The sequence below is a fragment of the Pseudoalteromonas sp. PS1M3 genome, from assembly GCF_016865405.1.
Taxonomy (GTDB): Bacteria; Pseudomonadota; Gammaproteobacteria; order Enterobacterales; family Alteromonadaceae; genus Pseudoalteromonas; species Pseudoalteromonas marina.
In genome coordinates this window covers 299,864-326,011 of record NZ_AP022624.1, presented here as the reverse complement: position 1 = coordinate 326,011, position 26,148 = coordinate 299,864, and the positions used below count along the sequence as shown (strand labels likewise).

The window sequence follows — 26,148 nt, the reverse complement described above, 5'->3', positions numbered from 1 at the left end:
CTTTAGTAGCACAATCTTTGTGCTATGTAGTCGTGCCGCGCTACTTTCCTTATAGCTGTTTCCATTTTTTTATTGTTTTTTGCGACAGCTGTTAATTTACTCGTTAATAATTTTGTTACAACTGGTTTATATCTTTTTTCTTACATTACAGCCATACATAAATAAAAGCCTATTTAAATAACAACAACTTAACAAATAAAAGACATTTAAAATAAGACTTTTACCATACATCCGTATGGTCAATGTCTCACAAAGTGAAAGACGATATCGCGAATTTCAGACACAAAAAAAGCAACCGAGGCTGCTTTTTTTTCATATTACACTGTAGTTGGTATCTAAATTTAGATAAATACGACTTTAGTGTAAACCGCCTAAGTACTTAGAAAGCACTTCAATATCTTTGTCTGTTAGCTTTTTAGCGATGTCACCCATCATACCGTTTAGGTCATTATGGCGTGTACCATTACGAAACTTTTCAAGCTGAGACTTTATGTACTCTGGGTGCTGAAAAGACACTTTTGGAAACTTAGCTAACGATGAGCCGTTACCACGAGGACCATGACACGAAGCACATGAAGGAATTCCTCGCTCTGCATCACCCGCTTTATAGAGCATAGCGCCAACTTCAACGACGTCTTTAGGTGTTGAACCCTCTGACATGTTTAGTGACGAAAAGTAAGCTGCCAGATCTTTCATGTCTTGTTCGCTTAGTGGCATTGCCATTGCGCTCATTACAGGATCCATACGGCCTTCTTTCCCGCCTGATGTCATACCTAGTTTCAAATCCTGAAGTTGCTTTAGGATATAATCTGGGTGTTGGCCTGCAATTTTAGGGTAAATAGTAATCGGTGCATTACCGTCTGGGCCGTGACATGCCGCACACGTTGCTGATTTTTGTTTACCTGCGTTTACATCGCCATCAAATGCTGTTGCGTTGCTTGCTGACAACGCACCAAGCAATATTGTTAAAGATAGTGCTATTTTTTTCATGGTGAATTCTCTGTTCCCGACCCTGTATCATCTACAATCATGATGTTGCAATACATATATTCTACACGATAATAAATTCTCTGGCACGTTTTCTACACATATTAAGCTTATAATTTACAGGGTTTTGACTAAGGTGAAGCTTTAATATGCTTTAAATGTACCACAGACACTGATTTAAGGTATTTAAATACGCTTTTTAATACATCTTTTATAGTATAAAATACGTGCCCTAAGTAAATTTGGTTTACTTAACGTTATTTTTAAAGTTTTAGGAGAGCCTGTGCTCAAATCTCGTATCAAATATAATACCGCGTCTTTCGTTACAAGCGCTCCAGACATTACTAAATTACCTGCTGATACGGGAATTGAAGTTGCGTTTGCGGGTCGTTCTAATGCTGGTAAATCAAGTGCGCTAAATGCATTAACCGATCAAAAATTAGCACGTACGAGTAAAACCCCTGGGCGAACTCAGTTAATTAATACGTTTGAGTTAGCTGATGTTGATAACATGCGCCTCATAGATTTACCAGGCTACGGTTTTGCCAAAGTACCAATTGAAATGAAGAAGAAATGGCAAAAGTCATTAGGTGAATATCTTCAAAAACGCCAAAGCTTAAAAGGAATAGTTGTTTTAATGGATATTCGTCATCCGTTAAAAGATTTAGACCGCGACTTAATTAATTGGGCGATTGGAAGCGAGATTCCAGTATTGGCCCTGCTAACAAAAGCTGATAAATTAAAGCAAGGTGCAAGAAAGGCACAAGTACTACAAGTTCGCCGCGAACTAAGCGAGCTGGACGGTGATATTACTGTCCATGCATTTTCATCTTTAAAAGGCACTGGATTACCAGAAGTAGCTAAAAAACTAGACGAATGGTATTTAGGCCCCGTTATCGCGGTACCACCTGTAGAAAAAGTAGCTGACGAAAGCAGTTCAGACACAAACACTGCAAGCTAACTTAAGTAAAACACCTCACCTGCAGATTGAATAAAATAGCCGAGCTCATCAGACTCGGCTTTTTCTGCCCACTGATAAAACACACTTCTTGCTATACGTGCACTACAACCAAAAGGTAATATTAAATAAGGTACTTTAGCGCCCTTATAATTTTTTACCCGTAAGGGCTGTTGCTGGCAAACAATCCACTGCCTGGCTAAATTATCAATACAACACAAAGCCTCGCCTTCATTAGTTTGCTTTAAAAACCAATCAACAATAATAAACGGCGCATCTTCTACTGTAATCGTTACTTTTTCGATAGGTGTTTTTAAATAAAAATGTGCACCCTCTTTGCACAATACAGAAGCAAACAATTTGACCATAGGTAGTCTTGTTATTTTACTACCATCGTAAAACCATTCCCCTTGGTCGTTAATAACGATTGGCAACTCACCACAATGAGAGGGTTGCCAACTATCAAAGGGCTTACTCGGCTCACTTAACTGTTTACTGAGCTCATTAAGCGAAATCACTGTTTATTAAGCGTTAATGCAAATGAAACTGGGATAGCCGTTGCAATCGAAGGCAAACCAGCAAGCTCTTGTAACTGTTTAACTCCCTCTGTCACACCAAAGTCGCCACTATTTATGATGACTGGCGAAAATGAAGCAAGCGTCAAATCACCACTTTTATTGCTATTTACCAGCACATCAATTGAAAGCGATTTTTTGTTACCATGAAAATCAAGCTCTGCGCTAATACCTTTTAATACGTAACTACCCGGTTTTTTAATTATTACTAACGACTGCTTCAAATTAGCTGTTAGCACGGCTTTTGGGAATGTATTTACTTCAAACAAAAGGCTTGTAAGCCTTTGATTACGAATAGGTATATACGTTTCTACTGATGCTAAATTTATATAAACATTAAACTCACCTTTATCGTTAAGCTTACCTTCGATTGCAGTGAAGTGATGGGCTTCTGCAATTGTGTCTTTCTTTATAGAAACAAAACTTACCTGGCTTTTATCGTTGTCTAGCAGCCAATTAGCAAAGGCAAAATTAGACATAAATAAACTTGATAACGAAAGGCCTGTAATCACTAACGCTTTAAACATAACGCACTCCTTTAAACACATAGATGAAGGTAAAACCTCATTGAATACTATCATTTAGAAATAGCTTAAACCATACTAAAATATGAGATTGTAATATCGTAACTAATACTGGCTATAATTACGGGATTTAAACGTAAAGATGATCACAATAGAAGTAATAATTAGGTCGAGAATACTGAAAAGTGCGGAATAAAAAACGGCCTAATAAAAGGTTATTAGGCCGATATAGCAAACTGGGGAGTCGCTAACAATTTGTTGCATCTTTACAGACGCATCATCAACAGGATGTCCTACAGAGTAGGACGGGCGGGACTTTAACAAAAGCGCGCATAAAAATACAATCATATTCTGCATTAATAGTTAGAATTGACGAACATGTAACCATTTGGCATAAATAATTACCTATTTTAACCAATTATTAACTAAATTCTGTTTATATAAAATTGACCGGTAAGGTACTACTATTTTTAATACACATAAAAAAAGCGCCTATTGGCGCTTTTATTATTTATAAAGTTTAGTGGGCTTGTTCCCAGTTTTCACCTTCGTCAGCCTCTACTATTAAAGGTACATCGAGTGAAGCAGCTTGTGACATTAACTCGCAAATTTGTTTTGTGTAAGCCTCCGCACAATCAGTTTTAATCTCAAATACTAATTCATCGTGCACTTGCATAAGCAGCTTCACGGTATTTGGAGCTTGTTCGTACACCCACTGATTAACACTTAACATAGCCTTTTTAATTATATCAGCAGCAGTGCCTTGCATAGGCGCATTTATAGCAGCACGCTCCGCGCCTTTACGACGGGCTCCGTTACGGGCATTTATTTCAGGTAAATGCAATCTGCGTCCAAATATTGTTTCAACATATCCATTTTCTGCTGCTTTTTCGCGTGTTGTTTCCATGTACTCTAATACGCCTGGAAAACGTTCAAAATATTTATCAATATAATGTTGAGCTTCATGGCGTGGTACATCTAACTGGCGTGCTAAGCCAAAAGCCGACATACCATAAATAAGACCAAAGTTTACGGCTTTTGCTTTACGGCGCATGTCTGTTGTTACGTCATCTAAATCAACACCAAACACCTCGGCCGCGGTCGCACTATGAACATCTAAACCGTTTGCAAAAGCATTAAGCAAACCTTTATCTTGTGAAAGATGCGCCATTATGCGTAATTCAATTTGGCTGTAATCGGCTGCCACTATTTTATAACCATCGGCAGCAATGAAGGCTTCTCGAATACGACGACCCTCTTCTGAGCGAATAGGAATATTTTGCAGGTTAGGATCGGTAGAACTTAAACGCCCTGTCGCTGTTACAGCTTGATGATATGACGTGTGTACACGCTGTGTTTTTTCATTAACCATAAGCGGTAGTTTATCGGTATATGTTGATTTAAGTTTTGATAAACCACGGTGTTCAATAATAACCTTAGGTAACGGGTAATCATGAGCAAGCTCTTGAAGTACCTCTTCTGCGGTTGAAGGTGCACCTTTAGGTGTTTTTTTAATTATTGGCAGCTCTAGCTTTTCAAACAATAATACTTGTAACTGTTTTGGTGAGCTCAGGTTGAAGGGTTCACCTGCAATTTCAAACGCCTCTTTTTCAAGTTCAATTAAGCGCTCACCTAAACGTTGGCTATGCGCGCCAAGCATGTTGCTATCAATTGCAACCCCTGTGCGCTCAATATCTGAAATGACGCTTACCAAAGGCATTTCAATCTCTTCAAATACCGATTTAAGCTTTTCATCTGCCTCAATTTTAGGCCACAGTACTTCGTGTAAGCGAAGTGTTATGTCCGCGTCTTCTGCTGCATAAGGCGCTGCTTTGTCGAGTTCAATTTGATTAAACGTCAGCTGCTTTTTACCCTTGCCTGCAATATCTTCAAAGCTAATATTTTTATGACCTAAATACTTTAATGCCAACGAATCCATATCGTGACGCGTACCTACGCTGTTAAATACATATGACTCAAGCATAGTGTCAAATTTAATACCATTGAGTTCATAGCCGGCATTGGCTAATACGCTTTTGTCGTATTTAAGATTCTGCCCTACTTTTGCTTTATTAGCGTCAGCTAAAATTGGCCCAAGCTTTTGCATCACAAATTCAAGGCTTAGTTGATCTGGTGCATCGGGGTAATCGTGCGCAACAGGTAAATATGCAGCTTCTCCTGCTTTAACGCTAAAACTCATGCCTACTAATTGCGCTTGCATATAATCGAGGCTAGTTGTTTCTGTATCAAAAGCAAAAAGATCAGCGCCATTAAGTTGCTCTATTAACGTATCAAACTGCGCCTCTGTTAAAATAGTCTCGTAATGAGCCTCTTCAACTTTTGGTAATTCTGTTTCTTGCGATGGAACTGCTAAGTGAGTTTGTGCATCACTTGGGTTATCTAGTAGCTCAGCTAACCAACGACGAAATTCGCATTCACCATATAAAGCAATTAATTCGTCTTTATTTGGCTCCTGCAATTTAAACGTATCAAGATCTGACTCAACCTCAACGTCACACTTAATGGTCGCCAACTCATAGCTTAAAGGTAAATGATCTAATGCATTTGCTAATTTTTCACCAATTTTACCTTTAATTTCGCCTGCGTTATCCATTACACCTTGCAGAGATCCATATTTTTGTAACCATTTTACAGCTGTTTTAGGGCCACAGCCTTCTACGCCAGGAATGTTATCAACCTTATCGCCCATCAGTGCTAGGTAATCAATTATAAGATCTGGGCCCACACCAAACTTTTCAACAACTGTGTCAGGATCTGAAATACTGTCGGTCATCGTATTAATGAGTGTCACATGCTCATTCACAAGCTGGGCCATATCTTTATCGCCGGTCGAAACCAGTACATGGCGTTTTTGCTCAGAGGCAATTCGCGCAAAGGTTCCAATGACATCGTCTGCTTCAACCCCTTCAATACTAATAAGCGGAAACCCCATTGCTTTAATAATACTGTGGATAGGTGCTATTTGGGTGCGTAAGTCGTCAGGCATAGGTGGGCGATTAGCTTTGTATTCGCTGTACATGTCGTTACGGAATGTTTTACCTTTGGCGTCAAATACAACCACCATATGCGAGGGATCATACTGTCTGATCAAGCTTTTCAGCATATTAATAACGCCATAAATAGCGCCCGTAGCCTCACCTTTAGAATTAGTTAGATGTGGAGGAGAATGATAAGCACGAAATAAATACGACGAACCATCAACTAAAATAAGTGGATTTTCGGGGATCTGAGCCATGGTGAATTTGGATCCTAAATGCTAAAAATTATGATAATTGTAAGCATGCCATAAGGGTTAAAATAAAACGACTATCAATTGATATTCGGTATTTTATTAAAATAAGAGCAAGCTGTGGATAAGTATGTAGATAACAGGCACAAATAATTCTTCCAAGGCCTATTTGAACGCCTAGAAAAATGATTAACTATATGTTTTAATTTAAAAAAGATAATACGAAGTTCTTTTTTTATTATTTTTAAACCAATGTGGAAAAAGGTTTTGTATGGCTACTAGTGCCATCATCTACTTTGGTTATTCGTGTCCAATTAAATAACCGGAGGAGTATTCTAGCATAATGGATCGAAGATCATAGCGATCCTTTATACTTTTTTTTATTGGTGCTAATTGTGAAATGGCATATGCCGCATTGCAACTTACTTAGCGGATAATTTTCACATAAAAATTAATTTAAATAGGCAATTTCGTCCGTGTTAAACTTCAAACTATAGACTGAATAAATTAAATCAAGGAGCACAAAAGCATGAAAAAAGTAGCCGTGTTATTAGCTGGAAATGGTGTATACGATGGTGCCGAAATTAATGAAGCCATTTTGACTCTTTTACACATAGCTAAAAATGGTGCAACCTACCAGTGTTTTGCACCAGACATAGAGCAACTTCACACTATTAATCATCTAACGGGTGAGGAAATGAGTGAAAAGCGTAATGTATTAGTAGAAGCTGCACGTATTGCCCGAGGTGATATAAAAGCGCTTAACCACCTTAATAGCGATCAATTTGACGCATTAATAGTTCCAGGTGGTTTTGGTGCTGCGAAAAACTTATGTGACTTTGCGGTCAAAGGCGCACAAGCGACCATTAACAACGACGTATTAAACGCCTGTAAAAAATTCGCTAATGCCAATAAACCAGCCGGCTATATGTGTATCGCGCCTGCGTTAACTCCATTTATTTACGACGATGCAAAAATCACTATTGGCAACGATAAAGACACAGCAGCCGCACTCACTAAGCTTGGCGCAACACACTTAAATTGTGACGTTGATGACGTTGTAATTGATCAACACAATAAAATTGTGACTACACCTGCTTACATGCTAGCGCAATCGATTGTTGAAGCAGATGAGGGGATCGAAAAACTTGTTAAATCCGTACTAGCATTAAATTGATTGTAACAAAGGTTATTTATTAGATGACCAGGTATATTGGCTAAATAAATACGCCAAGGCACTTATTTTTGTTGAGCTAACGCAAAAAGTAGCCAGTTTTTAGTAATAAAAATACCTCTTAGCATTTTATAAATTGCCTCAGAGAGTTATAATCGGCGTAATTTCCGTCATCTATATCGTGATTGATCACGTTCAAATCGAAGTGAGCAAGGCAAAATGAAAAAATTAACAGCATTAGCATTATTAGTGTTAGCAACTACAGCATACGCACAGCCATATGATAACTCTATGACTGAAGATGCAATTAAAAAGCGTTTAGCACCTGTTGGTGCTGTGTACCTTGAAGGTGATAAAGCTGCAGTAGCTGCCGCGCCAACAGGGCCTCGCTCTGGTGAGCAAGTTTACCAGGCTGCGTGCTTTGCATGTCATGGTACAGGCGCATTAGGTGCACCTAAATCTGCAGACGATTGGGCACCGCGTATTGCCAAAGGCAAAGATACGCTTCTTGAGCATGCAATTAACGGCTTTAATGCAATGCCAGCTAGAGGCACATGCATGGATTGTTCTGACGATGAAATAAGCGCAGCAATCGACTTCATGACAGCAGAATAACGCTCAGTTATACATAAAAAAAGGCTTAACTTGTTAAGCCTTTTTTTATGCCCAAAATACCGCGTTAACCATTATTTTTATTAGAATATCAGCTTGACGCTAAGCACTAAAAGTGAAAGTATAAGTCTAATAACTATACAATAATAATATCGGTTACATCATTGGAAGATAAACTCCCTTCATCGCGTAGATTAGCGTATCAAAATAAACGCCTCAAAACCCTACTCGAAAAGTACAAGCAATCACACCATTTGCAAAATGCGCTTATCCAACTTTCTGAGCGCGCGAGTACGGTTGCGGAGTTAACACTACTTTATCCCGCTATACACGATATTTTACAAAAGTATGTCCCCAGTAAAAGCTTTTACGTTGTTTTACAAAACCAGCAGTGCCAAACATTAGAGCTTTCTTATTTTTCAGATGAAAAAGATGGCATTGCAGTACCACTAAATCACTCTAATAGTTTTGATGAAGGTGCTACCGGTTACGTATTTAAAGAAGGTAAAACCACATACTTTACAAAACAGCAAATGCAAGAGGCAGCCGCTAATGGCTTATTCAAAGCGCTAGGCACACCCGCTGAACATTGGGTAGGTGTACCTGTGTACCAAGAAAAAAATATTATTGGTGTGTTAGCCGCTCAAAGCTATGACGTAAATCAAAGTTATAACTCCCAGCAAATACAACTTCTTGAAGTGATGTCGCTGTATTTAGCGACGGCGATAGAACGTGTAAAAAAACGTGAGTATTTAGAGTCAGAAGTAAAAATTCGTACTCGAGCACTGACTCAAAGTAACGATGCACTTAATCTTGAAGTAGCTAATCGTAAACGCGCGCTGCAACGTCAACAAATTTTATTTAAAGTATCTGAAATCGCCACTCAAGCTAAAAACCTTGATGATGCTTACGTTAAAATACATGGCATAATAAAAACAATTACCTACGCAGAAAATCTTTATATTGCACTCTATGACAAAGACTCAGGCTGGATAACATTCCCTTACTGTGTTGATGAATATAAGGAAAATACTCAGCCCCGTCAGTTTGCCAAAGGCTACAGCGAATTAGTAATAAGCACCGAAGAAACGCAGCTTATTAACCCAGAAAAAGCACAAGCATTATTAAATAGTGGCGTGGTACAACGTTCAGCCCCCGTTCCTAACAAACAAAAAGCGACGAGCTGGCTAGGTGCACCTTTAAAAACATCGCAGGGTGTTATTGGCCTTATTGTGTGCCAAGCATACAACAATAAACATATTTTTAGTCAAGACGATAACGAATTAATTACGTTTGTATCGCACCAAATAGCGGCTGTTTTACAAACTAAGCTAGCAAATCAGGCTATAGCTAAAAGTCACCAAGAGCTTGAATTTAGAGTAAACGAAAAAACAAAAGAACTGCAACAAACTAATTTGCATTTGCAAATGCAAATTGAAGAACGAAAAAAAATAGAGCAGCAGCTTTATCATGACGCCCATCACGATTCGTTAACAAGCTTGCCAAACCGCAGTTTATTTTTAACCCAATTAGAAAAAACGCTTCAACACTTTCAGCGTTTTCCAGAGCGTCAATTTGCTGTTCTGTTTATTGATTTAGATAAGTTTAAAGATATTAACGACCAACTAGGTCACCAAGCTGGCGATCAGTTCTTAATTAATGTGAGTGAGCTGTTTTCACAATGTATTCGTGAACATGATTTATTAGCCCGTTTAGGTGGAGATGAATTCGTTATTTTACTAACGCATTTAACCGAACCACAACAGGCCGAAGATGTGGCTAATCGTATTATCGATTTAATGAAAAAGCCTTTTAATATTAAAGGTACTTTGCTGCAAAGCGGTGCTAGCATTGGGATAAACTACTCAAAACAAAGCTATAAACATACCGACGAAATTATTCGTGATGCTGATGCCGCGATGTATCATGCAAAAAATTCTGGGAAAAATCGTTACGAGCTGTTTCATCCGTTACTCACTCAATCAATAGCTGATGTAGGGCAAAAAGCACTGCATCATCTTGATGTTATGCCAATGAGCTTTAGAAGCTCAGAAATTATTACACTAAACGAGCAACAGCAATCTGAATCGCTATTTGAAGCGTTCGGTGAGCACCCTATTTTAGGGTTTACCAGTTTTGAGGTTTTGAAAAAATTTGCTACCGACAAAGAGCAACACTTAAAAGTAGAGTTGCAACTTCTAGAGTGTGCTTACACGCAGGCCATAAATGCAAATGTGGCAATGGCATTAGTACCATGCTCTTGCTTATTACTTGAAAAACACGAATTTACTTTATTTGTTGATGTGTTAAATAAACAACGTGGCCCAAGCCAACTTTGTTTACTTTTTGATGAGCAAGAAATTCGCCATGCATGTGCTACTCAGCTAGAAAATCTTAAGCAATTATCTTTGTTAGGCTACTCAATTGGCTTAAATAATTTTGCTAAAGACAGATGTGAACTTAACCTATTAACCGATGTAAATTTTGACTATCTATTGCTTAGCTCCACCTTTAGCAAGCGAATATTGCAACAAGATAGTTACGACCTGCAACTACAAGGTGTGCTTCCTATCACTAAGCTCAAAAAAATGAAGGTCATTGCAAAAGGACCCTCTATTCTTAATTTTAGAGCCTTATTGGAGAAACATGGCTTGTCATATTTTGTTGGCAAACAGCACACTTTAACTTGCCCTGAGTCACAGCCAGAACACGTCAGTCAATCAGTTTAAGCCCAGCTTTGGTTATAAAAAAGCCTGATTTCACTCAGGTTTTTTAAACATAGCTCGTAAATTTGCGACTCTGGCTTGCCCTTTTTCCATTCGCTCTGCCTGAGAACTTGGCGCTTTTTTGTTTTCAAATGCCAAATCATCTTGCGGCAACTCTTGCACAAATCGACTTAACTCTGTTTCAGAGGTTTCACCAAACTGGCGGCGGATTTTTGCATATGTAAGTGTTAACTCTTGCTGCGCACGCGTAATACCAACGTAAGCGAGTCGACGCTCTTCATCTACATTGTCTTCATCAATACTAACCTGGTGAGGTAGCAACCCCTCTTCCATACCAACCATAAACACATACGGATACTCTAAACCTTTAGAGGCATGCAATGTAAGTAACTGAACAGCATCGGATTCATCTTCTTCCTCATTACGCTCTAACATATCGCGCAGTGTCAGTTTACTAACCACTTCGGCAAGCGTCATCGGCTCGTTATCAGCGTCTCCGGTTAGCATGTCTGTGATCCAACGATACAATTCAGAGACATTTTTCATTCTCATTTCGGCCGCTTTAGCACTAGGCGATGTTTCGTAAAGGTAAGCTTCGTAATTAATATTACGCACTAAATCTTTTACTGCCTCTAGCGTATCACTGCGTACCGCGTTGTCTGACAATTCGACAATCCATCGAGCAAACCCAGCTAAAGCGTTAAAACCACGCCCTTTTAGCCTGTAACTCAGGTCGTTATCAAAACAAGTAGCAAACAAACTTTGATGTTTTTCGTTGGCTAAAGTGCCCAGTTTTTCAAGTGTTACCGTGCCTATTTCTCGTCTAGGCGTGTTTACTATACGTAAAAATGCGTTATCGTCGTCTTGGTTTACGAGCAAACGTAAATACGCCATGATGTCTTTAATTTCTGAACGCGCAAAAAACGACATACCGCCACTTATTTTATAGGGAATGCGGTTGCTCATTAATGACTTTTCAAAGCCACGTGCTTGGTGATTACCACGATACAAAATAGCGTAGTCTTTGTAGCTGGTGCGCTTCATAAATTTATGCGAAATAATTTCAGCAACTACACGCTCCGACTCATGCTCTTCATCACGACACCCAATAACTTTTATCGGCTCACCGTACCCTAACTCACTAAATAGTTTTTTTTCTATATCGTGCGGGTTGTTGGCAATGAGTATATTGGCAGATTTAAGTATTCGCTGCGCGCTTCGGTAATTTTGCTCAAGCTTTATAAGCCTAAGTCCGGGATAATCTTTACTCAAAAGAACAAGGTTTTGCGGACGTGCACCACGCCATGAGTAAATCGATTGGTCATCGTCGCCCACTACAGTAAAGCGTGCTCTCTCACCTACGAGTAGCTTTACAAGCTGATACTGGCTGGTGTTGGTATCTTGGTATTCATCCACCAGCAAGTATTTAAAGCGTTGCTGCCAACGCTCACGAGATGTTGCATTGCTAGTAAGTAGTAACGTAGGGATCATTATTAGATCGTCAAAATCTAATGCATTATAAGCACGTAATTGTGTTTGATAGCGCGCATATAGCTGCGCGAATAACGCCTTTTGCGCGTCACGCGCTTCACGTATTGCTTGCTCTGGCAATACTAATTCGTTTTTCCAGCTACCAATTTCCATTTTAAGTAGCTTGAGTAAATCTTTGTCTTTTTTTAATTCATCTTCAGTGAGCTCCGACAACAGCTGGTTGGTATCTTGATCGTCAAACAACGAAAAACCAGGTTTAAAGCCAAGTGTACTTATTTCTTTTTTTATTATTTCTAAACCCAGTGTATGAAACGTTGATACCCATAACCCTTTTGCTTCTTGCTTGCCAAGCGTTTGTAATACACGCTCACGCATCTCTTTAGCCGCTTTATTAGTAAAGGTAACCGCTGCAATATTACGTGCTTTGTATTCACATTTTTGCACTAAGTAAGCAATTTTGTTTGTAATAACGCGGGTTTTTCCAGAACCGGCACCAGCAAGTACTAGACATGGACCACTAATGTATTTTACTGCTTCATCTTGTTTTGGATTGAGTTTCATAACGACCAGAAAGATTTAAAAGACGCGCAATTTTAACGTAACCATTACTACAGGCATAGCAATTGCCATAATTAATTACCTAAACATGATCATGTGTTAAATGAGGTGGGTATAAGGTAATATTAGTTATATTCATTTTAGGCAAGGCCGAAGGGACAATTATGATCAACCCAGCAAAACTAGAAGAAATTGCTAAGCAAATTACGAGTAATATGCCACAAGGTGTAAAAAATTTAGCAGACACGCTAGAAGGTAAAACAAAGCAAGTTTTACAAAACAAACTTGCTGAGATGGACTTTGTTAGCCGAGAAGAATTTGATATTCAAAGCCAAGTACTTATCCGTACACGCGAAAAACTAACTGAGCTAGAAGCTAAAGTCGCTATTCTTGAACAGCAACTAAACGAAAATACAAACGCAGAATAATTAATTCAACACATAAAAAAGCAGCCTGAGCTGCTTTTTTATGTCTAACAAAAATCTAGATAAATAACTCATCAAGCACATAATATTTTTGCGCCTCTTTTTGCTCTAAGCTCACCGCTAACATTTTTAAAGCAACTTGCTTTCCTGTTATAGGTTTATAACGCTTTAAGAAACCAATTTTTGTAAGCAATGGTAAAATCACACTGCCTATTTTTTCAGCTAATCTAAAGTGATCTCGCTCACCTATTAACAACGACGGTTGAAAAATACTTATTTTATTAAATGCTAATGGCACAACCTGTTGCTCTAGCTGCCCCTTCATTTTTAAATAAGCGCTATTGCTATTTGCGTTAGCACCACTTGATGACACTAAACAATAATGGCTTATGCCATTGCATGCTGCAAGTTGTGCGGCGATAAATTGATAGTCAAAATCCACTTTACGCTGCGCATCTACAGAGCCCGCTTGCTTAAGCGTAGTCCCTAAGCACGAAAAAAACACATCACCTTTAAAGAAATCGCGGTATTGAGTCAACTTTTCAAAATCAATAACGTGATTAGTTAACTGAGGATGGGAAAGTGGTAACGCTCGGCGTGTTATCGCGACAACCTGACTATACTCAGCGCAACTGAGTAATGCAGTTAAAAGCTCAGACCCAACTAAACCTGTTGCGCCAATAACAACCGCCGTTTTTGTCATTTATTTACTCACAACCTGCTTTTTTAAAAACATGTTGTATTGCACGTTTATAACTGTCCGACTCTTCTTCCGCGCACGTAACAACGGCTTCTAAATCATGTAAGTGGCCGTTTTCTAAACCATAAACCCAACCATGTATTGTTAAATCTTGGCCGCGCTCCCATGCATCTTGCACAATATTGGTACGGCATACATTGCGTACTTGTTCTATTACATTAAGCTCAATAAGGCGACTTAAGCGCTGCTCTTCGTCAATGCTGTTAAGTTGCTCTATGTGCTTTTCTTTTACATCGCCAACATGTCGAAGCCAGTTATCAATAAAACCAAACTTTGCATCACTTAGTACAGCTTGAACGCCACCGCACCCATAATGGCCAACAACCATTATGTGTTTAACTTTTAGTACTTCTACCGCATACTGCATAACAGATAAACAGTTATGATCGGTATGTACAACGACATTTGCTACATTACGGTGTACAAATAATTCTCCGGGTAATAAATCAACTATTTGGTTTGCGGGTACACGAGAGTCTGAGCAACCAATCCATAAGTACTCAGGGTTTTGCTGCATAGATAAAATTTTAAAAAACTCTGGATTCGCTTCGCTTGTTCGCGCAGCCCAGTTTTTATTATTATCGAACAAATTTTTTAATTTTCTCATTGCATCTCTTATTAAGCCAAAACGACTAGTTGTTGGTTGAAGGGTTAGTATTGGCAAGAATTAAAATATTCCGAGGCGTTAACTGCTTTTCACAAAAGGTTTTAATACTTACTTGATAGCCATGCTGTTGCAAATATAAAGCACGATCGAGCACAAGCCAAACCTCAATTGCTCTTCTGAACACATGTCGAACCAGTTCAACTCTGTCAGTGATCTTTTTTCGAGCCACACCCACTGATAAAAAATATTCATAATCAACATCTTGCGGTATTTTTAAGGCTTTTTTATCGCCCGCCCACTCACAAAATGATTTAAATGAACCTGAGAACACGGCCTTATTAACAGAGGGAACACTAACATAGTGCAATTCATTAGTAATTGACCTCCTGAGTGCATCAAAGCCCAACCGCCACTCAAGTTCTGTTTTTCGTATTTTATCAACACGAGTTGGCGCGGTTACTGTTTCTTGCAAAGCCAGTTTTAAATCACGATGAGTTAATCTAAGCTGACTTTGCTTGGCAAGCTCGCTCATTGGTAAGTAATCGTTAGGTGTGAATAAATGATAGCAACAAGGTGAAAAGCTAATTTGCTGCACGTTTGCAGCTATTGCTTTGCGCATCATAGCCTGATGTAAAGCGCCGCATGCATGAAGCGCCACAGCATGCATCTGTGTATTAAAAAGTGATGTAGTATCATCTTTTAATACATCAACTTGGCTAAATTGCATTGCCAAGCCTTGTTGCAGTGCTGCTTTTTGGCCTTGTTCGCATAATGTTGCTTGCAACTCAACACTGCTGACCTGCGTGGCACCGTTAAATGCGAGCATACGACCTAAGTGCCCTTTACCCGCACACCATTCTAATACCGGTAATTTTGTGTTTGGCAACGCAGATACAAAGTCTTGGAGTTGTTCGAATTTACGCCCTTTTATGCCGTTACTAATCCAAAAAGGGTAATTATATCGGAGGGTATTTGCCTGAGGTAATTTACATAATAGCTGTAATTCATCAAGTAACTTAATGTGTGGATTAAAGAAGTCTATTAATTCATTCTGCTTGGTATCAAGCGTTGCTACTTGCTCATCTGTTAAGCTATTTAATATGCCTCGCAGTTCGGGCCAAGGGATCGCATCAAAGTCAAAAGCGGTGCACTGCCAATAGGTACGAGTACGCTTTAAAATAGAGTCAAGTGAAGTAAATTGCTCGGCTAATGTCATAACAGCTTAATTTATTGAAAGGTAGCCAATTGTATCAGTAACATTAACATTAACAGCCATTAAACGGTTATTTTTTTACTAAACATTAAGCGCAAATACAACGGTATAGAGATAACACTCACAATCATCGCTGCAATTAACATCCACGATAGTTCCATTTTTTCTGGTCGCTGATATTTATAAATAAAACTGGCTTTAACATTATCAAAATCAGTTTGGTGAATACCGTACAAGTCTGCAATTAGGCGCCATTTTGGAATAGACATATGCCCCAGGCTAGTTGTTGCTGGCATAATGTACTCTTTTAATACTTCAGCCTCGTATGCTAATTCATGGAAACTTTTGTTAGGTGCGTAAAGTATTTGGGTAACCGCAATGGCCTCATCCATATTCATCATTGCGTAGCGCCACCCCTTTAGGCTGGCTTGGTAAAATTTTTCAACGGTTTCTGGGGATGTGCTTAACATTTTTCCAGTGGTATATAAGATATCTGCATAAACGTCTATACCGTAACGCTGAGGGCATATTAGGCGATGTGATATACCTCTTTGAGTCATATTGTAGGGCTCTGTAGATAGATAAACTTGCATCGCATCGAGCCTGTTCTCAATCCAGGCTTGGCTTGGGTTGTCACCGTTGTATACACTAAGCAAACGCGTATTAACTCCGCTGCGTGTCAGCATAGCCATTAACTCATTGCTATCATTGTGACTCACTTTACTTATACGCTTATTTACAAAATCACGAGGATGAAAAATATCAGAGGTGTCTTTGACCATCCAGCAATAAGGTGAATATTGCAAGATAGGCGCCATTGCTACAAAAGATTGGCCGTTTATACGTTCCTGTAAAATACCCGAGTGACCTACACCAAACTCGGCGTCGCCATTAGCCACAGCACTAAACGCATCGGGCATTGTTAGATCTGCTGGGTTTATGGTTACATCAAGACCCACATCTTTATAAAACCCTTTTTCTTTAGCCATGTAGTAACCAGCAAACTGAAACTGATGCGTCCATTTTAATTGTAAAGTGACCGATTCTTGCGCCGCAATTTGGCCACAAAAAAAACACAATCCAAGTATTAATCCTTTAAGTAACAACCAAGTTTCCTCAAGTTAATGACGGTATCAGTAACTATATGTAAAACAAATGATAAAGCAAGCACCCTTGTAAGGTACTTGCTCTTTAATGGCTGTTAAACTGAAGCGAGCTTTGCGGTTTTTTCTGAAAGAGGTTGCGTCGTTAAAAACTGTGTAAAACACGGATTATGCGTTTCATCTTGCACGCTATAGCCTAAGTCATTTAAATGCTCGTTAAAAGTCTCAAATTGCTCAGGTTCAATAGCAAAACCGGCTAATACATAACCCATTGAGCCGCCTTGACTCCGATAATGAAATAATGTGATATTCCAATCGTTGCCTAGCGTATCTAAAAAGCGCGCTAGTGCGCCGGGGTATTCTGGAAACTCAAAACGTAACAAACGTTCATGCAGTTTTTCGGGTGCTTTACCGCCAACCATATAGCGTACGTGCAATTTAGCAAGTTCATTATCTGATAAGTCGCAAAATGTGTAATCGTTTTGAGTTAGGTCCTGCTTGAGCTCATTGAGCTCCTGCTCTCCTTGGCGCAGAGCAATACCTACAAATATTTGCGCTTCACCAGGCCCTGCATAACGGTAGTTAAACTCAGTAATAGCACGGCCACCTAAAGACGCACAAAACTGTTTAAAACTGCCTTTTTCTTCTTTGATGGTAACGGCTAATAACGCTTCGTTTTTTTCACCTAGCGCAGTGCGCTCAGCGACATAACGTAAGCGATCAAAGTTTAAATTTGCGCCCGAAAGCACAGCTGCTAAATGCAACCCTTTTAAGAGCGATTGTTGGCTCCACTTTTTAAGCCCTGCCGTTGCAAGAGCGCCAGAAGGCTCTGCAATTGCACGAGTAGACACAAAAATATCTTGCATGGCGGCGCAAATTTCATCGCTAGTCACAGTGATTACTTCATCGCAAAACTTTTGTGCTAAGCGAAATGTTTCCTTGCCAATAATTTTAACCGCTACACCATCGGCAAAACTACCTACTCGGTCAAGCTCTACCGGTTCACCCGCTTCAAGTGCAGCTTGTAAACAGGCGCTCTCATCAGCTTCTACGCCAATGACTTTGATATCAGGACGAAGTGACTTTATATAAACAGCCATGCCTGCCAGTAAGCCACCGCCTCCAACGGGAATAAATACCGCATCAAGCTCATTGAGCTGCTGCATGAGTTCTCGCGCTACAGTACCTTGCCCAACAATAACGTCAGGATCGTCAAATGGTGGGACAAAAATGCCATTACGCTGCTCTGTGAGCTCAAGCGCGTGCGCTTTAGCTACATCAAACTGATGTCCATGCAATACAACCTCACCGCCTAAAGCGCGTACGGCGTTAACTTTTATTTCTGGTGTTGTAACAGGCATTACAATCGTTGCCTTATGCCCTAAATGCGAAGCGCTTAATGCAACACCCTGAGCATGGTTACCAGCCGATGCAGTAATTACAACAGACCCTTTTGGCAACTTATTTAATTTATTGTATGCGCCGCGTAATTTAAACGAATACACGGGCTGTTGATCTTCACGTTTAAGCCATACATGGTTGCCAAGTTTAGCGCTAAGGTCAGGCATTTCACTGACCTCAGTGACTTTAGCCAAGGGCTCCATATTTGCTTGAATAATTGCACGAAAATAATCGAGCTCTTGAGAAACCATAATTAGCTCAGCTCCTCCAGTTTCTCTAAGTCACGCACTGCGCCCTTATCTGCACTAGTTGCAAGTAGTGCATAGGCTTTTAATGCCGACGAAACATAACGCTCACGGTCAAGGGGCTTATACGCCTGTTTACCACGCGCTAATTGCTTTTGCTTACGCGCTTCAAGCTCTTCCTCGCTTAATGCAAGCGTGATCTCACGCGTTGCAATATCAATAATAATTTTGTCGCCATTTTCAACGTACGCAATAGCACCACCGCTTGCCGCCTCTGGCGATACGTGGCCAATAGATAAACCAGACGTGCCGCCCGAAAAGCGTCCATCTGTGATCAGCGCACACTTTTCAGCTAAACCTTTTGATTTTAAGTAGCTCGTTGGGTAAAGCATTTCTTGCATACCAGGACCGCCTTTAGGGCCTTCGTAACGAATAACCACAACATCACCGGCTTTTACTTCGTCGTTTAAAATGCCTTCTACTGAATCATCTTGTGATTCGTATACCACTGCAGTGCCTTCAAAATGCAGCATTTCGTCAACTACGCCCGCGCTTTTAACAATACAGCCATCAACCGCTAAGTTGCCTGAAAGTACAGCTAAGCCGCCATCTTGTCTAAATGCGTGTTCAACACTGCGGATACAACCATGTTCGCGGTCGTTATCGCCTTCATCCCAACGACACTCTTGGCTCATTGCTTTTGTAGTACGAATGCCAGCTGGTCCCGCGCGGTAAAACTTTTGTGCCGCTTCGTTTTTAGGATCTGTCGCATCCCATTTTTTAACAAGCTCACCCATAGTCATACCTGCAACGTGGTTTACCGATAAATCAACTAAACCGGCTTTGCCTAGCTCACGCACAATTGCCATCATGCCACCAGCGCGGTGAACATCTTCAATGTGGTACTGCGCTGTTGCTGGAGCTACTTTACATAAAAATGGGGTTTTACGAGATAACTCGTCAATGTGCGACATGTCAAAATCTACGCCAGCTTCTTGTGCGGCTGCTAGTAAATGCAGTACGGTGTTAGATGAACCACCCATAGCAATATCAACAACCATAGAGTTCATAAAGGCTGTTTTGTTAGCAATAGCGCGTGGCAATACGTCTTGGTTATCTTTTTGGTAGTACTCACGGCATAAATCAACAATGCGAGCACCCGCTTCTACATATAGCTGCTTACGATCTTTATGGGTTGCAAGCGTTGTACCGTTACCCGGTAGTGCAAGGCCAATAGCTTCTAATAAACAGTTCATTGAGTTTGCAGTAAACATACCTGAACACGACCCACAAGTAGGACATGCAGAGCGCTCTACTTGCTCTGAATCTGCATCACTTACTGTTTCATCAGCGCCTTTTACCATGGCATCGACTAAATCTAATTTGATATCAATGTTAGCAAGTTTCGTTTTACCCGCTTCCATTGGTCCGCCCGATACAAAAATAACCGGTATGTTTAAGCGTAGCGCTGCAAGCATCATCCCTGGGGTGATTTTGTCACAGTTAGAAATACAGATCATCGCATCGGCGCAGTGGCCGTTAACCATGTACTCAACTGAGTCGGCAATGAGATCGCGCGAAGGCAGTGAGTAAAGCATGCCCCCGTGGCCCATTGCGATACCGTCATCAATTGCAATAGTATTAAATTCTTTTGGTACACCACCCGCTTGCGTGATTGTTTCAGCCATTAACTCACTTAGCTGATTAAGGTGTACGTGCCCTGGCACAAATTGCGTAAACGAGTTAACTACAGCAATAATTGGTTTACCAAAGTCGGTGTCGGTCATGCCTGTTGCGCGCCATAATGCACGTGCGCCTGCGCGTTTACGTCCTTCAGTTGTTGTTGCACTTCTTAATTTAGCCATAGTTACCTCTGTTTTGCCGCTGTGTAAGCGGGCATTCCTCATTCTAAAAATTGGTGAGTAACAGTTATTCAATTACTCGTAAATTTGTGTTGTTAGCAATTACACAGCTTGTTGCTGTAAATTTTGTAAAGTGATTTCTTTAACGTCCACCAGCTTATTTAACTGGCTTGTTAAAAGATGGATTGGTTTATCGCTGTCTACTGTCATTGCAACATTGTAGTGGCCATCATCCATATTGAGCTGAAAATGCGTAAGATCAAAACCACGGTGACGCACTACACGTAAAAAACGCTCGACCGCTATACTTTGGCTCTTTAATGCAATAGTTAGGCTGTGTTTCATTGTGCTTTCTCCGTAATCATTTCGTCATTTGCAGCCCCTGGTGGTACAAGTGGCCATACGTTTTCTTTATCGTCTATGCAGGCATGTACTATATACGGCCCTTTGCTGTTAACTAATGCTGTTATTGCATCATCAACTTGATTTGCATGTGTAATTGTTTGCCCAGGAATACCAAATACAGCGGCTAACTGAACAAAATCAGGGTTATCTGAAAGGTTTGTTTCAGAGTAACGTCCTTCAAAAAATAGCTCCTGCCATTGGCGAACCATACCTAAGCGTTGGTTATCTAATATTAGTATTTTTACTGGTAAATTGTTACGGCGAATAGTCGCAAGCTCTTGAATGTTCATCATGATTGAGCCATCACCCGACACCGTTATTACAAAATCGTCTGGACGTGCTACTTGTGCGCCAATAGCCGCTGGTAAACCAAAGCCCATAGTGCCTGCGCCACCACTACTTAAATGGTTGCTCGGGTGGCTAAACTTCATGTGTTGCGCTACCCACATTTGATGCTGCCCTACATCACAGCACACTACGCCTGTTTTTGGCATACGCTGGCTTAATTGGTTCAATAAATACGGGGCAAATACTTTTTCGCCTGGGTAGTCATATCGCCACGCATGTTTTACGCTTAACTGCTTATTTATATCGCACCATGCTTTAGAGGTTACAAAGCACTCAAGTGCCGGTAATGAGGTTTTTAAATCAGCAATTAATGAGGCTTTAGCTGGTTTACGTTTACCTACTTCGGCCGCATCTATGTCTAAATGAATTACTTTTGCTTTAGCGGCAAATTTAGCTAAATCCCCAGTTACGCGGTCATCAAAGCGAGCGCCTATACACACTAAAACATCACACTCTTGCACCGCTATATTAGCGGCTTGTGTACCGTGCATGCCTAGCATGCCTAGGTAGTGTTCGTAATCTGGTAATACGCTACCTAACGCTTTAAGTGTTGATACCGCAGGCATCTGCGTTTTATTTAAAAACTGCATTAACTCATTTTGCGCATCAGCGGCTTGTACACCGCCACCTACATACGCCACAGGTTGCTTAGCTTCACTTAATAACTGATTGGCAATGGCCACTTGGTTTAAATCAAGCTGCGGTAAGTATTCATCAGCGGCTAGCCATGGTTTAAAAGGCACTTGCGCCATTTGAATATCTTTTGGAATATCTACAAGCACAGGACCTGGGCGACCACTTTGGGCTAAGTGCATGGCCTCTTGTAGTATTTCGGCTAAATCTTCTGGACGCTCGACCATGTAACTGTGTTTTGTACATGAAAGCGACATACCTAGTACATCCACTTCTTGAAATGCATCAGAGCCAATGGCTGCAGTAGGTACTTGGCCAGTAATTGCTAATAATGGTACTGAGTCCATCATTGCATCTGCAAGTGCTGTTATTAAGTTAGTAGCCCCAGGGCCTGATGTTGCTAAACATACGCCTAATTTACCTGTGCTGCGGGCATAACCTACAGCAGCAAAACCAGCACCTTGCTCGTGGCGAGTGAGGTAATGCTTGACTGGCGCACCATACAGCGCATCGTAAATTGGCATAATGGCTCCACCAGGGTAGCCAAATACCTCTTTAACGCCGTGTTTGGCTAATAAGTCGATTGTGAGTTCTGCGCCTGTCATTAATAAATCCTCATTCTTCAGTGACAACCTAATTAATTTTTACCCTTAAAACTAAAAAGCCCTCCGAACTGTTAAGTGCGGAGGGCTTTTTAATGCTCAAGTTTATAGCACTACAAAGCCCTCGCGGGAATAATCACCACGATAATAATAAGGACTAGTTTAAGTGCAGTTGTAAGCATGTAATTAACACCAAATTTAAATAATTTGTTGCGAAAGTTTATCTCTCGCTCTGTTATGTATTAGTACCGCGCTGAGCGGCTTAAGTCAACACCAAATTCAATTCAAAAAAACTGCTAAAACTCAAATTAAGTGGTTTTAAAATTCACTAAATACAACCATAAAGGAATTTTTATGTTTTAATTTAAAGTATAGAAATTCACTATTCTTATATTCCCCATTTATGGTTTGATTAATTTTTGAGTTTTAGTAAAAATTAAATTAATTTTTTATACAGATAATGTTTAGACCTTCCGAATAGTTTTAATAATCATGGTTTGCAACTGTACTAAATCAAAAAACGTAAATAGAACAAATACTCCACTGAGCGCACATATTAGTACCAATAACCTCACAAAAGACGATTGATAAATACTGAATTTAGCACTGCTGTATAGGCAAATTTAGGTTAGTATTTGTTTGACTCAACAACAGGATTTGAAGGACAAACTATGAAAGCGATACCTCGTATTAGTCATTTTTTTATTATGGTGCTATTTACAGTACTTAGTTTTAATAACGTTGCGGCACCAGCTTTATATAAAGTAGAAAAAAATGGCACTAGCTCGTATTTGTTTGGCACCGTACACGTAGGTGACGCCAGCATGAAAGGCTTACCAGCAAACGTTACCAAAGCGATTGATGAGAGCGAACACGTTATTGTAGAAGTGGATATTAGCAAACTGACTCCATTTCAAATGCAACAGCGCTCAATGCCATTAATGATGCTTAAAAATGGTAAAACATTACAAACAGAACTATCAAAACAAAACTACAATAAGCTTAAAAATTACTTTGCAAAAAAATCGATTGATATTGCTATGTTTAGCAACTTCAAACCTTGGGCTGTAATGGTGACTATGATGCAAATTGAGTTTCAAAATGCAGGCTTTTCTGATCAAACAGGCATAGACAAGCAAGTACTTGCTTACGCTAAAGAGAACAACATTAAAATTGGTGAACTAGAAACCCTAGAGCAGCAGTTACAAATGTTTGATGGTATGGCGCTATTAAGTAATGAAATGATTGAAGAAACCTTTGAACAGCTTAGCGATATTAATACATACTTTATTAAGCTAGTAAACGCATGGAAAAATGGCGATATGGATACCCTTACCGAGTACTACAATATGAGTTTTGACGAGAGTAATTATGGTGAAATAAGCGAGCAAGTCATGCTAATAAACCGTAATAACAAATGGGTAGAGCAACTTGTTCCTCGCTTAAATAACGAAAAGCTATTTATTGCAGTAGGCGCGCTGCACTTACCAGAGCAGCATGGTTTAATAAAGCAGTTAAAAGATAAAGGTTTCAGTGTTACTCGACTCTAACCTCATTGTTATACCTAGGGTGATATTAATTGCCCTAAGGGTTGCTAATATTATTAGTTTAAGCTCTATTAAAAAACGTAAATCAATGCGCTAAGTTCAACAAATACTAATTAAGAAACCGATTTTGATTTAAAAAACACTGTTGATAACAAGTTGAATTTTCGTTGTTCAATTTTTCTAAATAGGCGTTTTATAGCGCAGAAGGCGACACGTTTAGCCCCACAAGATGATTAAGTACGATGGCGGATTGGTATCCCACTTACAGAAAAAATACATGTAATTTTCTCAAATAGAATCTCTCTTTGAAAAAGACCAATTGAGCGTTTTAGATTACCTATTGCAAATAATTTTTACTAAATTAACGCTGAAAATAACGCTATATAATCAATTTATTATTTAGGGTTTAAGCTACCTATTAACACTTCAGCTAACGTTTGCGTGCTGATAGGTTTAAAAACATGCCCATTTGCACCTAATTGAGTGGTAATTGCAATATCACTTTCTGATGTATTAGCGGTAACCACAATAATAGGCGTATTAGCGTCAAAAATGCGTATTTTTTTAATAGCCTCAAAGCCATCCATTATTGGCATATTTAAATCCATAAAAATGACTTGGTATTCGTTTTTAGTTGCCATCTCGCATGCGGCCTTTCCGTTTTTTGCACATTCATAGCTGTAGTTAAGCTGTGAAAGAATACGGGTTAAAATGTGCATGTTTAACGGGTTATCTTCAACAACTAAACAATGCATATTTTTAGGTAACAGTGCACTTAACGAAGGTGCACTTTCATCAATCACAACGGGCATTTTCAGCGTAACGCACACCCCATTTGGCGATGTATTTTCAAACACAATATTTCCGTCAAAAGCATCAACAATGTACTGCACCCTTGCAAGGCCTGTTCTTAACCCTTGAAAGTGATTATTTTGATTAGATGAATCAAAGGTTGACCTGCTGACTGGCTTGGTTAACCCTGAACCTGTATCCGTGATTGTTACTGTTAATTGCTTATTGCTAACACAAGCCTTAACAGTAACAGCCCCCTCTTCTGTAAACTTTAATGCGTTGCCAACTAACTCAGCTAACACTTGCTGAAAGCGTTGATGATCTAGTTTTATAGCTTGGTCAAGTGTCGAATCAAGTGCTCTAACTAAGGCAATGCCTTTTTGGTTGTAACCAAATTCATACCCTAAAAGCACTTTATTGAATGACTGAAGTAAGTTTTCATTTGACGGTTTTAATGCCCAACGGCCCAAACTAAGCGCCTGTAAATCTTGAAGTTCGTCAAGCATTGCTATTATTCTTGATGCGCAATAAGAGGCCTGTGTTTTAATCGATTTTTGGCTATGACTGACCTCTAACGAATCAATCGAGGTAACAAAACCTTGTAGGGGCGTTCTAAACTCATGACTTGCTCGAGCTATAAAGTGTTCTTTATTTTTACTCACTTGCTGCGCAAAATCTTTTTGCTGTTGATACTTTGATAACGCCTTAGTGATCTGCTTTTCCATCGGTATGAACACAAAACGTAATACACCAATAAGCAATAACATAGTTAGCAACCAAAAAAATAGCTCGGCTGAAGACACCCAGGCCACTTTTTTAACGGACGCTTTTTCAAATAAGCCAACAGCTTGATCTAAATACTTTAGTAACTCTTCCATGCGCTTAACAGAAAACACATTGGGGTTTATTTTTTCCTGTTTATACAGCAGCCCTTCTACCTGTTGGATAAATTTTTGCACGCGCAAATCTAGCTCAATAGGTGATTGTATATATAACTTTATAAGCTCAGGGCTGAGGTATTTATATTGACCATTATCGTTTTTTAACAATAAATATTGATGGTTTGCTTTAAATAGACTGAGCGATGCATCTAAAGACTGCTGATGACTAGTACTAGGAACTTGCGAGGTTAATAACTTATCACCATGCCATGCAATTTTTGCGACAGCATTCGCTGTTTACCAGCAATGTTAATAATGTTTGCATCATTTTTTTGTACTGAAAAAAAGTACTGCATTAGTGATACAGAAACACTAATTAATACCGCAATAGCGATTAATGCCCACCGATTACGTAGGCGAATATTTGCGACAACTTCAAACATAGTTAGCCTAACTTTTTGGTTTAAGT

The 26,148-nt window shown here is 39.7% G+C and carries 19 protein-coding genes and 1 pseudogene; 6 read left to right on the top strand and 14 right to left on the bottom strand.

Annotation, left to right across the window (positions count from 1 at the left end; genetic code table 11):
* Window positions 1–357: 357 nt before the first annotated feature.
* On the bottom strand, window positions 358–990 hold the full coding sequence (locus PS1M3_RS01540; protein WP_006793065.1) for a cytochrome c: 633 nt from the start codon (window positions 988–990) through the stop codon (window positions 358–360).
* Between the two features lie 280 nt (window positions 991–1,270).
* Between PS1M3_RS01540 and yihA the strand changes: the two genes are divergently transcribed.
* Complete coding sequence (gene yihA, locus PS1M3_RS01535) at window positions 1,271–1,948, top strand: ribosome biogenesis GTP-binding protein YihA/YsxC (RefSeq protein WP_008133243.1); 678 nt, start codon at window positions 1,271–1,273, stop codon at window positions 1,946–1,948.
* Here yihA and PS1M3_RS01530 read toward each other — a convergent pair.
* From PS1M3_RS01530 to polA, 3 genes are all read right to left on the bottom strand, one after another.
* The gene (locus PS1M3_RS01530) at window positions 1,945–2,463 is read right to left on the bottom strand and encodes a DUF1285 domain-containing protein (RefSeq protein ID WP_006793063.1); all 519 of its coding nucleotides are present in this window, start codon (window positions 2,461–2,463) and stop codon (window positions 1,945–1,947) included. The two genes, yihA and PS1M3_RS01530, sit on opposite strands and share 4 nt — an antisense overlap.
* Window positions 2,460–3,047 carry a YceI family protein gene (locus tag PS1M3_RS01525; protein ID WP_203985854.1) on the bottom strand — a complete coding sequence of 196 codons (588 nt, stop codon included), beginning with the start codon at window positions 3,045–3,047 and terminating at the stop codon, window positions 2,460–2,462. The genes PS1M3_RS01530 and PS1M3_RS01525 overlap by 4 nt, the downstream gene beginning before the upstream one ends.
* A 517-nt stretch (window positions 3,048–3,564) precedes the next feature.
* The gene (gene polA / locus PS1M3_RS01520; RefSeq protein ID WP_008133247.1) at window positions 3,565–6,300 is read right to left on the bottom strand and encodes a DNA polymerase I; all 2,736 of its coding nucleotides are present in this window, start codon (window positions 6,298–6,300) and stop codon (window positions 3,565–3,567) included.
* 523 nt (window positions 6,301–6,823) lie between these two features.
* On the opposite strand from polA, the gene elbB reads away from it, so the two are divergent.
* The 3 genes from elbB to PS1M3_RS01505 all read left to right on the top strand — a co-directional run bounded on the left by elbB (window position 6,824) and on the right by PS1M3_RS01505 (window position 10,809).
* Complete coding sequence (gene elbB / locus PS1M3_RS01515; RefSeq protein ID WP_008133249.1) at window positions 6,824–7,471, top strand: isoprenoid biosynthesis glyoxalase ElbB; 648 nt, start codon at window positions 6,824–6,826, stop codon at window positions 7,469–7,471.
* Between the two features lie 216 nt (window positions 7,472–7,687).
* The gene (locus tag PS1M3_RS01510) at window positions 7,688–8,083 is read left to right on the top strand and encodes a cytochrome c5 family protein (RefSeq protein ID WP_006793059.1); all 396 of its coding nucleotides are present in this window, start codon (window positions 7,688–7,690) and stop codon (window positions 8,081–8,083) included.
* A 161-nt stretch (window positions 8,084–8,244) separates the two neighbouring features.
* The gene (locus tag PS1M3_RS01505) at window positions 8,245–10,809 is read left to right on the top strand and encodes a diguanylate cyclase domain-containing protein (RefSeq protein ID WP_203985851.1); all 2,565 of its coding nucleotides are present in this window, start codon (window positions 8,245–8,247) and stop codon (window positions 10,807–10,809) included.
* A 30-nt stretch (window positions 10,810–10,839) separates the two neighbouring features.
* On the opposite strand, the gene rep is transcribed toward PS1M3_RS01505, so the two are convergent.
* Window positions 10,840–12,858, bottom strand: a complete 2,019-nt coding sequence (gene rep / locus PS1M3_RS01500; protein WP_203985847.1) for a DNA helicase Rep — start codon at window positions 12,856–12,858, stop codon at window positions 10,840–10,842.
* A gap of 161 nt (window positions 12,859–13,019) precedes the next feature.
* Here rep and PS1M3_RS01495 point away from each other — a divergent pair, with 161 nt between their 5' ends.
* Window positions 13,020–13,283 (top strand): accessory factor UbiK family protein, encoded by a 264-nt coding sequence (locus PS1M3_RS01495; RefSeq protein WP_006793056.1) that lies wholly within the window; start codon window positions 13,020–13,022, stop codon window positions 13,281–13,283.
* Window positions 13,284–13,338: 55 nt separating this feature from the next.
* Here the strand turns inward: PS1M3_RS01495 and PS1M3_RS01490 are convergent, their stop codons facing one another.
* The 8 genes from PS1M3_RS01490 to ilvG all read right to left on the bottom strand — a co-directional run bounded on the left by PS1M3_RS01490 (window position 13,339) and on the right by ilvG (window position 22,462).
* Window positions 13,339–13,983, bottom strand: coding sequence for a hypothetical protein (locus tag PS1M3_RS01490; protein WP_008133255.1), 645 nt, complete (start codon window positions 13,981–13,983; stop codon window positions 13,339–13,341).
* Between the two features lie 4 nt (window positions 13,984–13,987).
* Window positions 13,988–14,647, bottom strand: a complete 660-nt coding sequence (gene can / locus PS1M3_RS01485) for a carbonate dehydratase (protein ID WP_039036235.1) — start codon at window positions 14,645–14,647, stop codon at window positions 13,988–13,990.
* Between the two features lie 25 nt (window positions 14,648–14,672).
* Window positions 14,673–15,863, bottom strand: a complete 1,191-nt coding sequence (locus PS1M3_RS01480) for a methyltransferase (protein WP_138741110.1) — start codon at window positions 15,861–15,863, stop codon at window positions 14,673–14,675.
* A 59-nt stretch (window positions 15,864–15,922) separates the two neighbouring features.
* On the bottom strand, window positions 15,923–16,966 hold the full coding sequence (locus PS1M3_RS01475) for an ABC transporter substrate-binding protein (RefSeq protein ID WP_138741109.1): 1,044 nt from the start codon (window positions 16,964–16,966) through the stop codon (window positions 15,923–15,925).
* Between the two features lie 95 nt (window positions 16,967–17,061).
* On the bottom strand, window positions 17,062–18,615 hold the full coding sequence (gene ilvA / locus PS1M3_RS01470) for a threonine ammonia-lyase, biosynthetic (protein ID WP_203985843.1): 1,554 nt from the start codon (window positions 18,613–18,615) through the stop codon (window positions 17,062–17,064).
* Between the two features lie 2 nt (window positions 18,616–18,617).
* Window positions 18,618–20,474 (bottom strand): dihydroxy-acid dehydratase, encoded by a 1,857-nt coding sequence (gene ilvD, locus PS1M3_RS01465; RefSeq protein WP_008133264.1) that lies wholly within the window; start codon window positions 20,472–20,474, stop codon window positions 18,618–18,620.
* 99 nt (window positions 20,475–20,573) lie between these two features.
* Complete coding sequence (ilvM, locus tag PS1M3_RS01460; protein ID WP_006793049.1) at window positions 20,574–20,816, bottom strand: acetolactate synthase 2 small subunit; 243 nt, start codon at window positions 20,814–20,816, stop codon at window positions 20,574–20,576.
* On the bottom strand, window positions 20,813–22,462 hold the full coding sequence (gene ilvG / locus PS1M3_RS01455; protein WP_138741107.1) for an acetolactate synthase 2 catalytic subunit: 1,650 nt from the start codon (window positions 22,460–22,462) through the stop codon (window positions 20,813–20,815). The genes ilvM and ilvG overlap by 4 nt, the downstream gene beginning before the upstream one ends.
* Window positions 22,463–23,130: 668 nt before the next feature.
* Here ilvG and PS1M3_RS01450 point away from each other — a divergent pair.
* The gene (locus PS1M3_RS01450; protein ID WP_138741106.1) at window positions 23,131–24,009 is read left to right on the top strand and encodes a TraB/GumN family protein; all 879 of its coding nucleotides are present in this window, start codon (window positions 23,131–23,133) and stop codon (window positions 24,007–24,009) included.
* Window positions 24,010–24,401: 392 nt separating this feature from the next.
* Here the strand turns inward: PS1M3_RS01450 and PS1M3_RS01445 are convergent.
* A pseudogene (locus tag PS1M3_RS01445) lies at window positions 24,402–26,122 on the bottom strand (response regulator).
* Window positions 26,123–26,148 lie beyond the last annotated feature (26 nt).

What these genes read in the sequence shown, in the direction of transcription:
- polA (WP_008133247.1), bottom strand. Translation starts at nt 6,300, where the DNA reads ATGGCTCAGATCCCCGAAAATCCACTTATTTTAGTTGATGGTTCGTCG.
- PS1M3_RS01540 (WP_006793065.1), bottom strand. Translation starts at nt 990, where the DNA reads ATGAAAAAAATAGCACTATCTTTAACAATATTGCTTGGTGCGTTGTCA.
- PS1M3_RS01480 (WP_138741110.1), bottom strand. Translation starts at nt 15,863, where the DNA reads ATGACATTAGCCGAGCAATTTACTTCACTTGACTCTATTTTAAAGCGT.
- PS1M3_RS01450 (WP_138741106.1), top strand. Translation starts at nt 23,131, where the DNA reads ATGAAAGCGATACCTCGTATTAGTCATTTTTTTATTATGGTGCTATTT.
- ilvG (WP_138741107.1), bottom strand. Translation starts at nt 22,462, where the DNA reads ATGACAGGCGCAGAACTCACAATCGACTTATTAGCCAAACACGGCGTT.
- rep (WP_203985847.1), bottom strand. Translation starts at nt 12,858, where the DNA reads ATGAAACTCAATCCAAAACAAGATGAAGCAGTAAAATACATTAGTGGT.
- PS1M3_RS01495 (WP_006793056.1), top strand. Translation starts at nt 13,020, where the DNA reads ATGATCAACCCAGCAAAACTAGAAGAAATTGCTAAGCAAATTACGAGT.
- PS1M3_RS01525 (WP_203985854.1), bottom strand. Translation starts at nt 3,047, where the DNA reads ATGTTTAAAGCGTTAGTGATTACAGGCCTTTCGTTATCAAGTTTATTT.
- ilvM (WP_006793049.1), bottom strand. Translation starts at nt 20,816, where the DNA reads ATGAAACACAGCCTAACTATTGCATTAAAGAGCCAAAGTATAGCGGTC.
- PS1M3_RS01490 (WP_008133255.1), bottom strand. Translation starts at nt 13,983, where the DNA reads ATGACAAAAACGGCGGTTGTTATTGGCGCAACAGGTTTAGTTGGGTCT.
- elbB (WP_008133249.1), top strand. Translation starts at nt 6,824, where the DNA reads ATGAAAAAAGTAGCCGTGTTATTAGCTGGAAATGGTGTATACGATGGT.
- ilvD (WP_008133264.1), bottom strand. Translation starts at nt 20,474, where the DNA reads ATGGCTAAATTAAGAAGTGCAACAACAACTGAAGGACGTAAACGCGCA.
- can (WP_039036235.1), bottom strand. Translation starts at nt 14,647, where the DNA reads ATGAGAAAATTAAAAAATTTGTTCGATAATAATAAAAACTGGGCTGCG.
- PS1M3_RS01510 (WP_006793059.1), top strand. Translation starts at nt 7,688, where the DNA reads ATGAAAAAATTAACAGCATTAGCATTATTAGTGTTAGCAACTACAGCA.
- ilvA (WP_203985843.1), bottom strand. Translation starts at nt 18,615, where the DNA reads ATGGTTTCTCAAGAGCTCGATTATTTTCGTGCAATTATTCAAGCAAAT.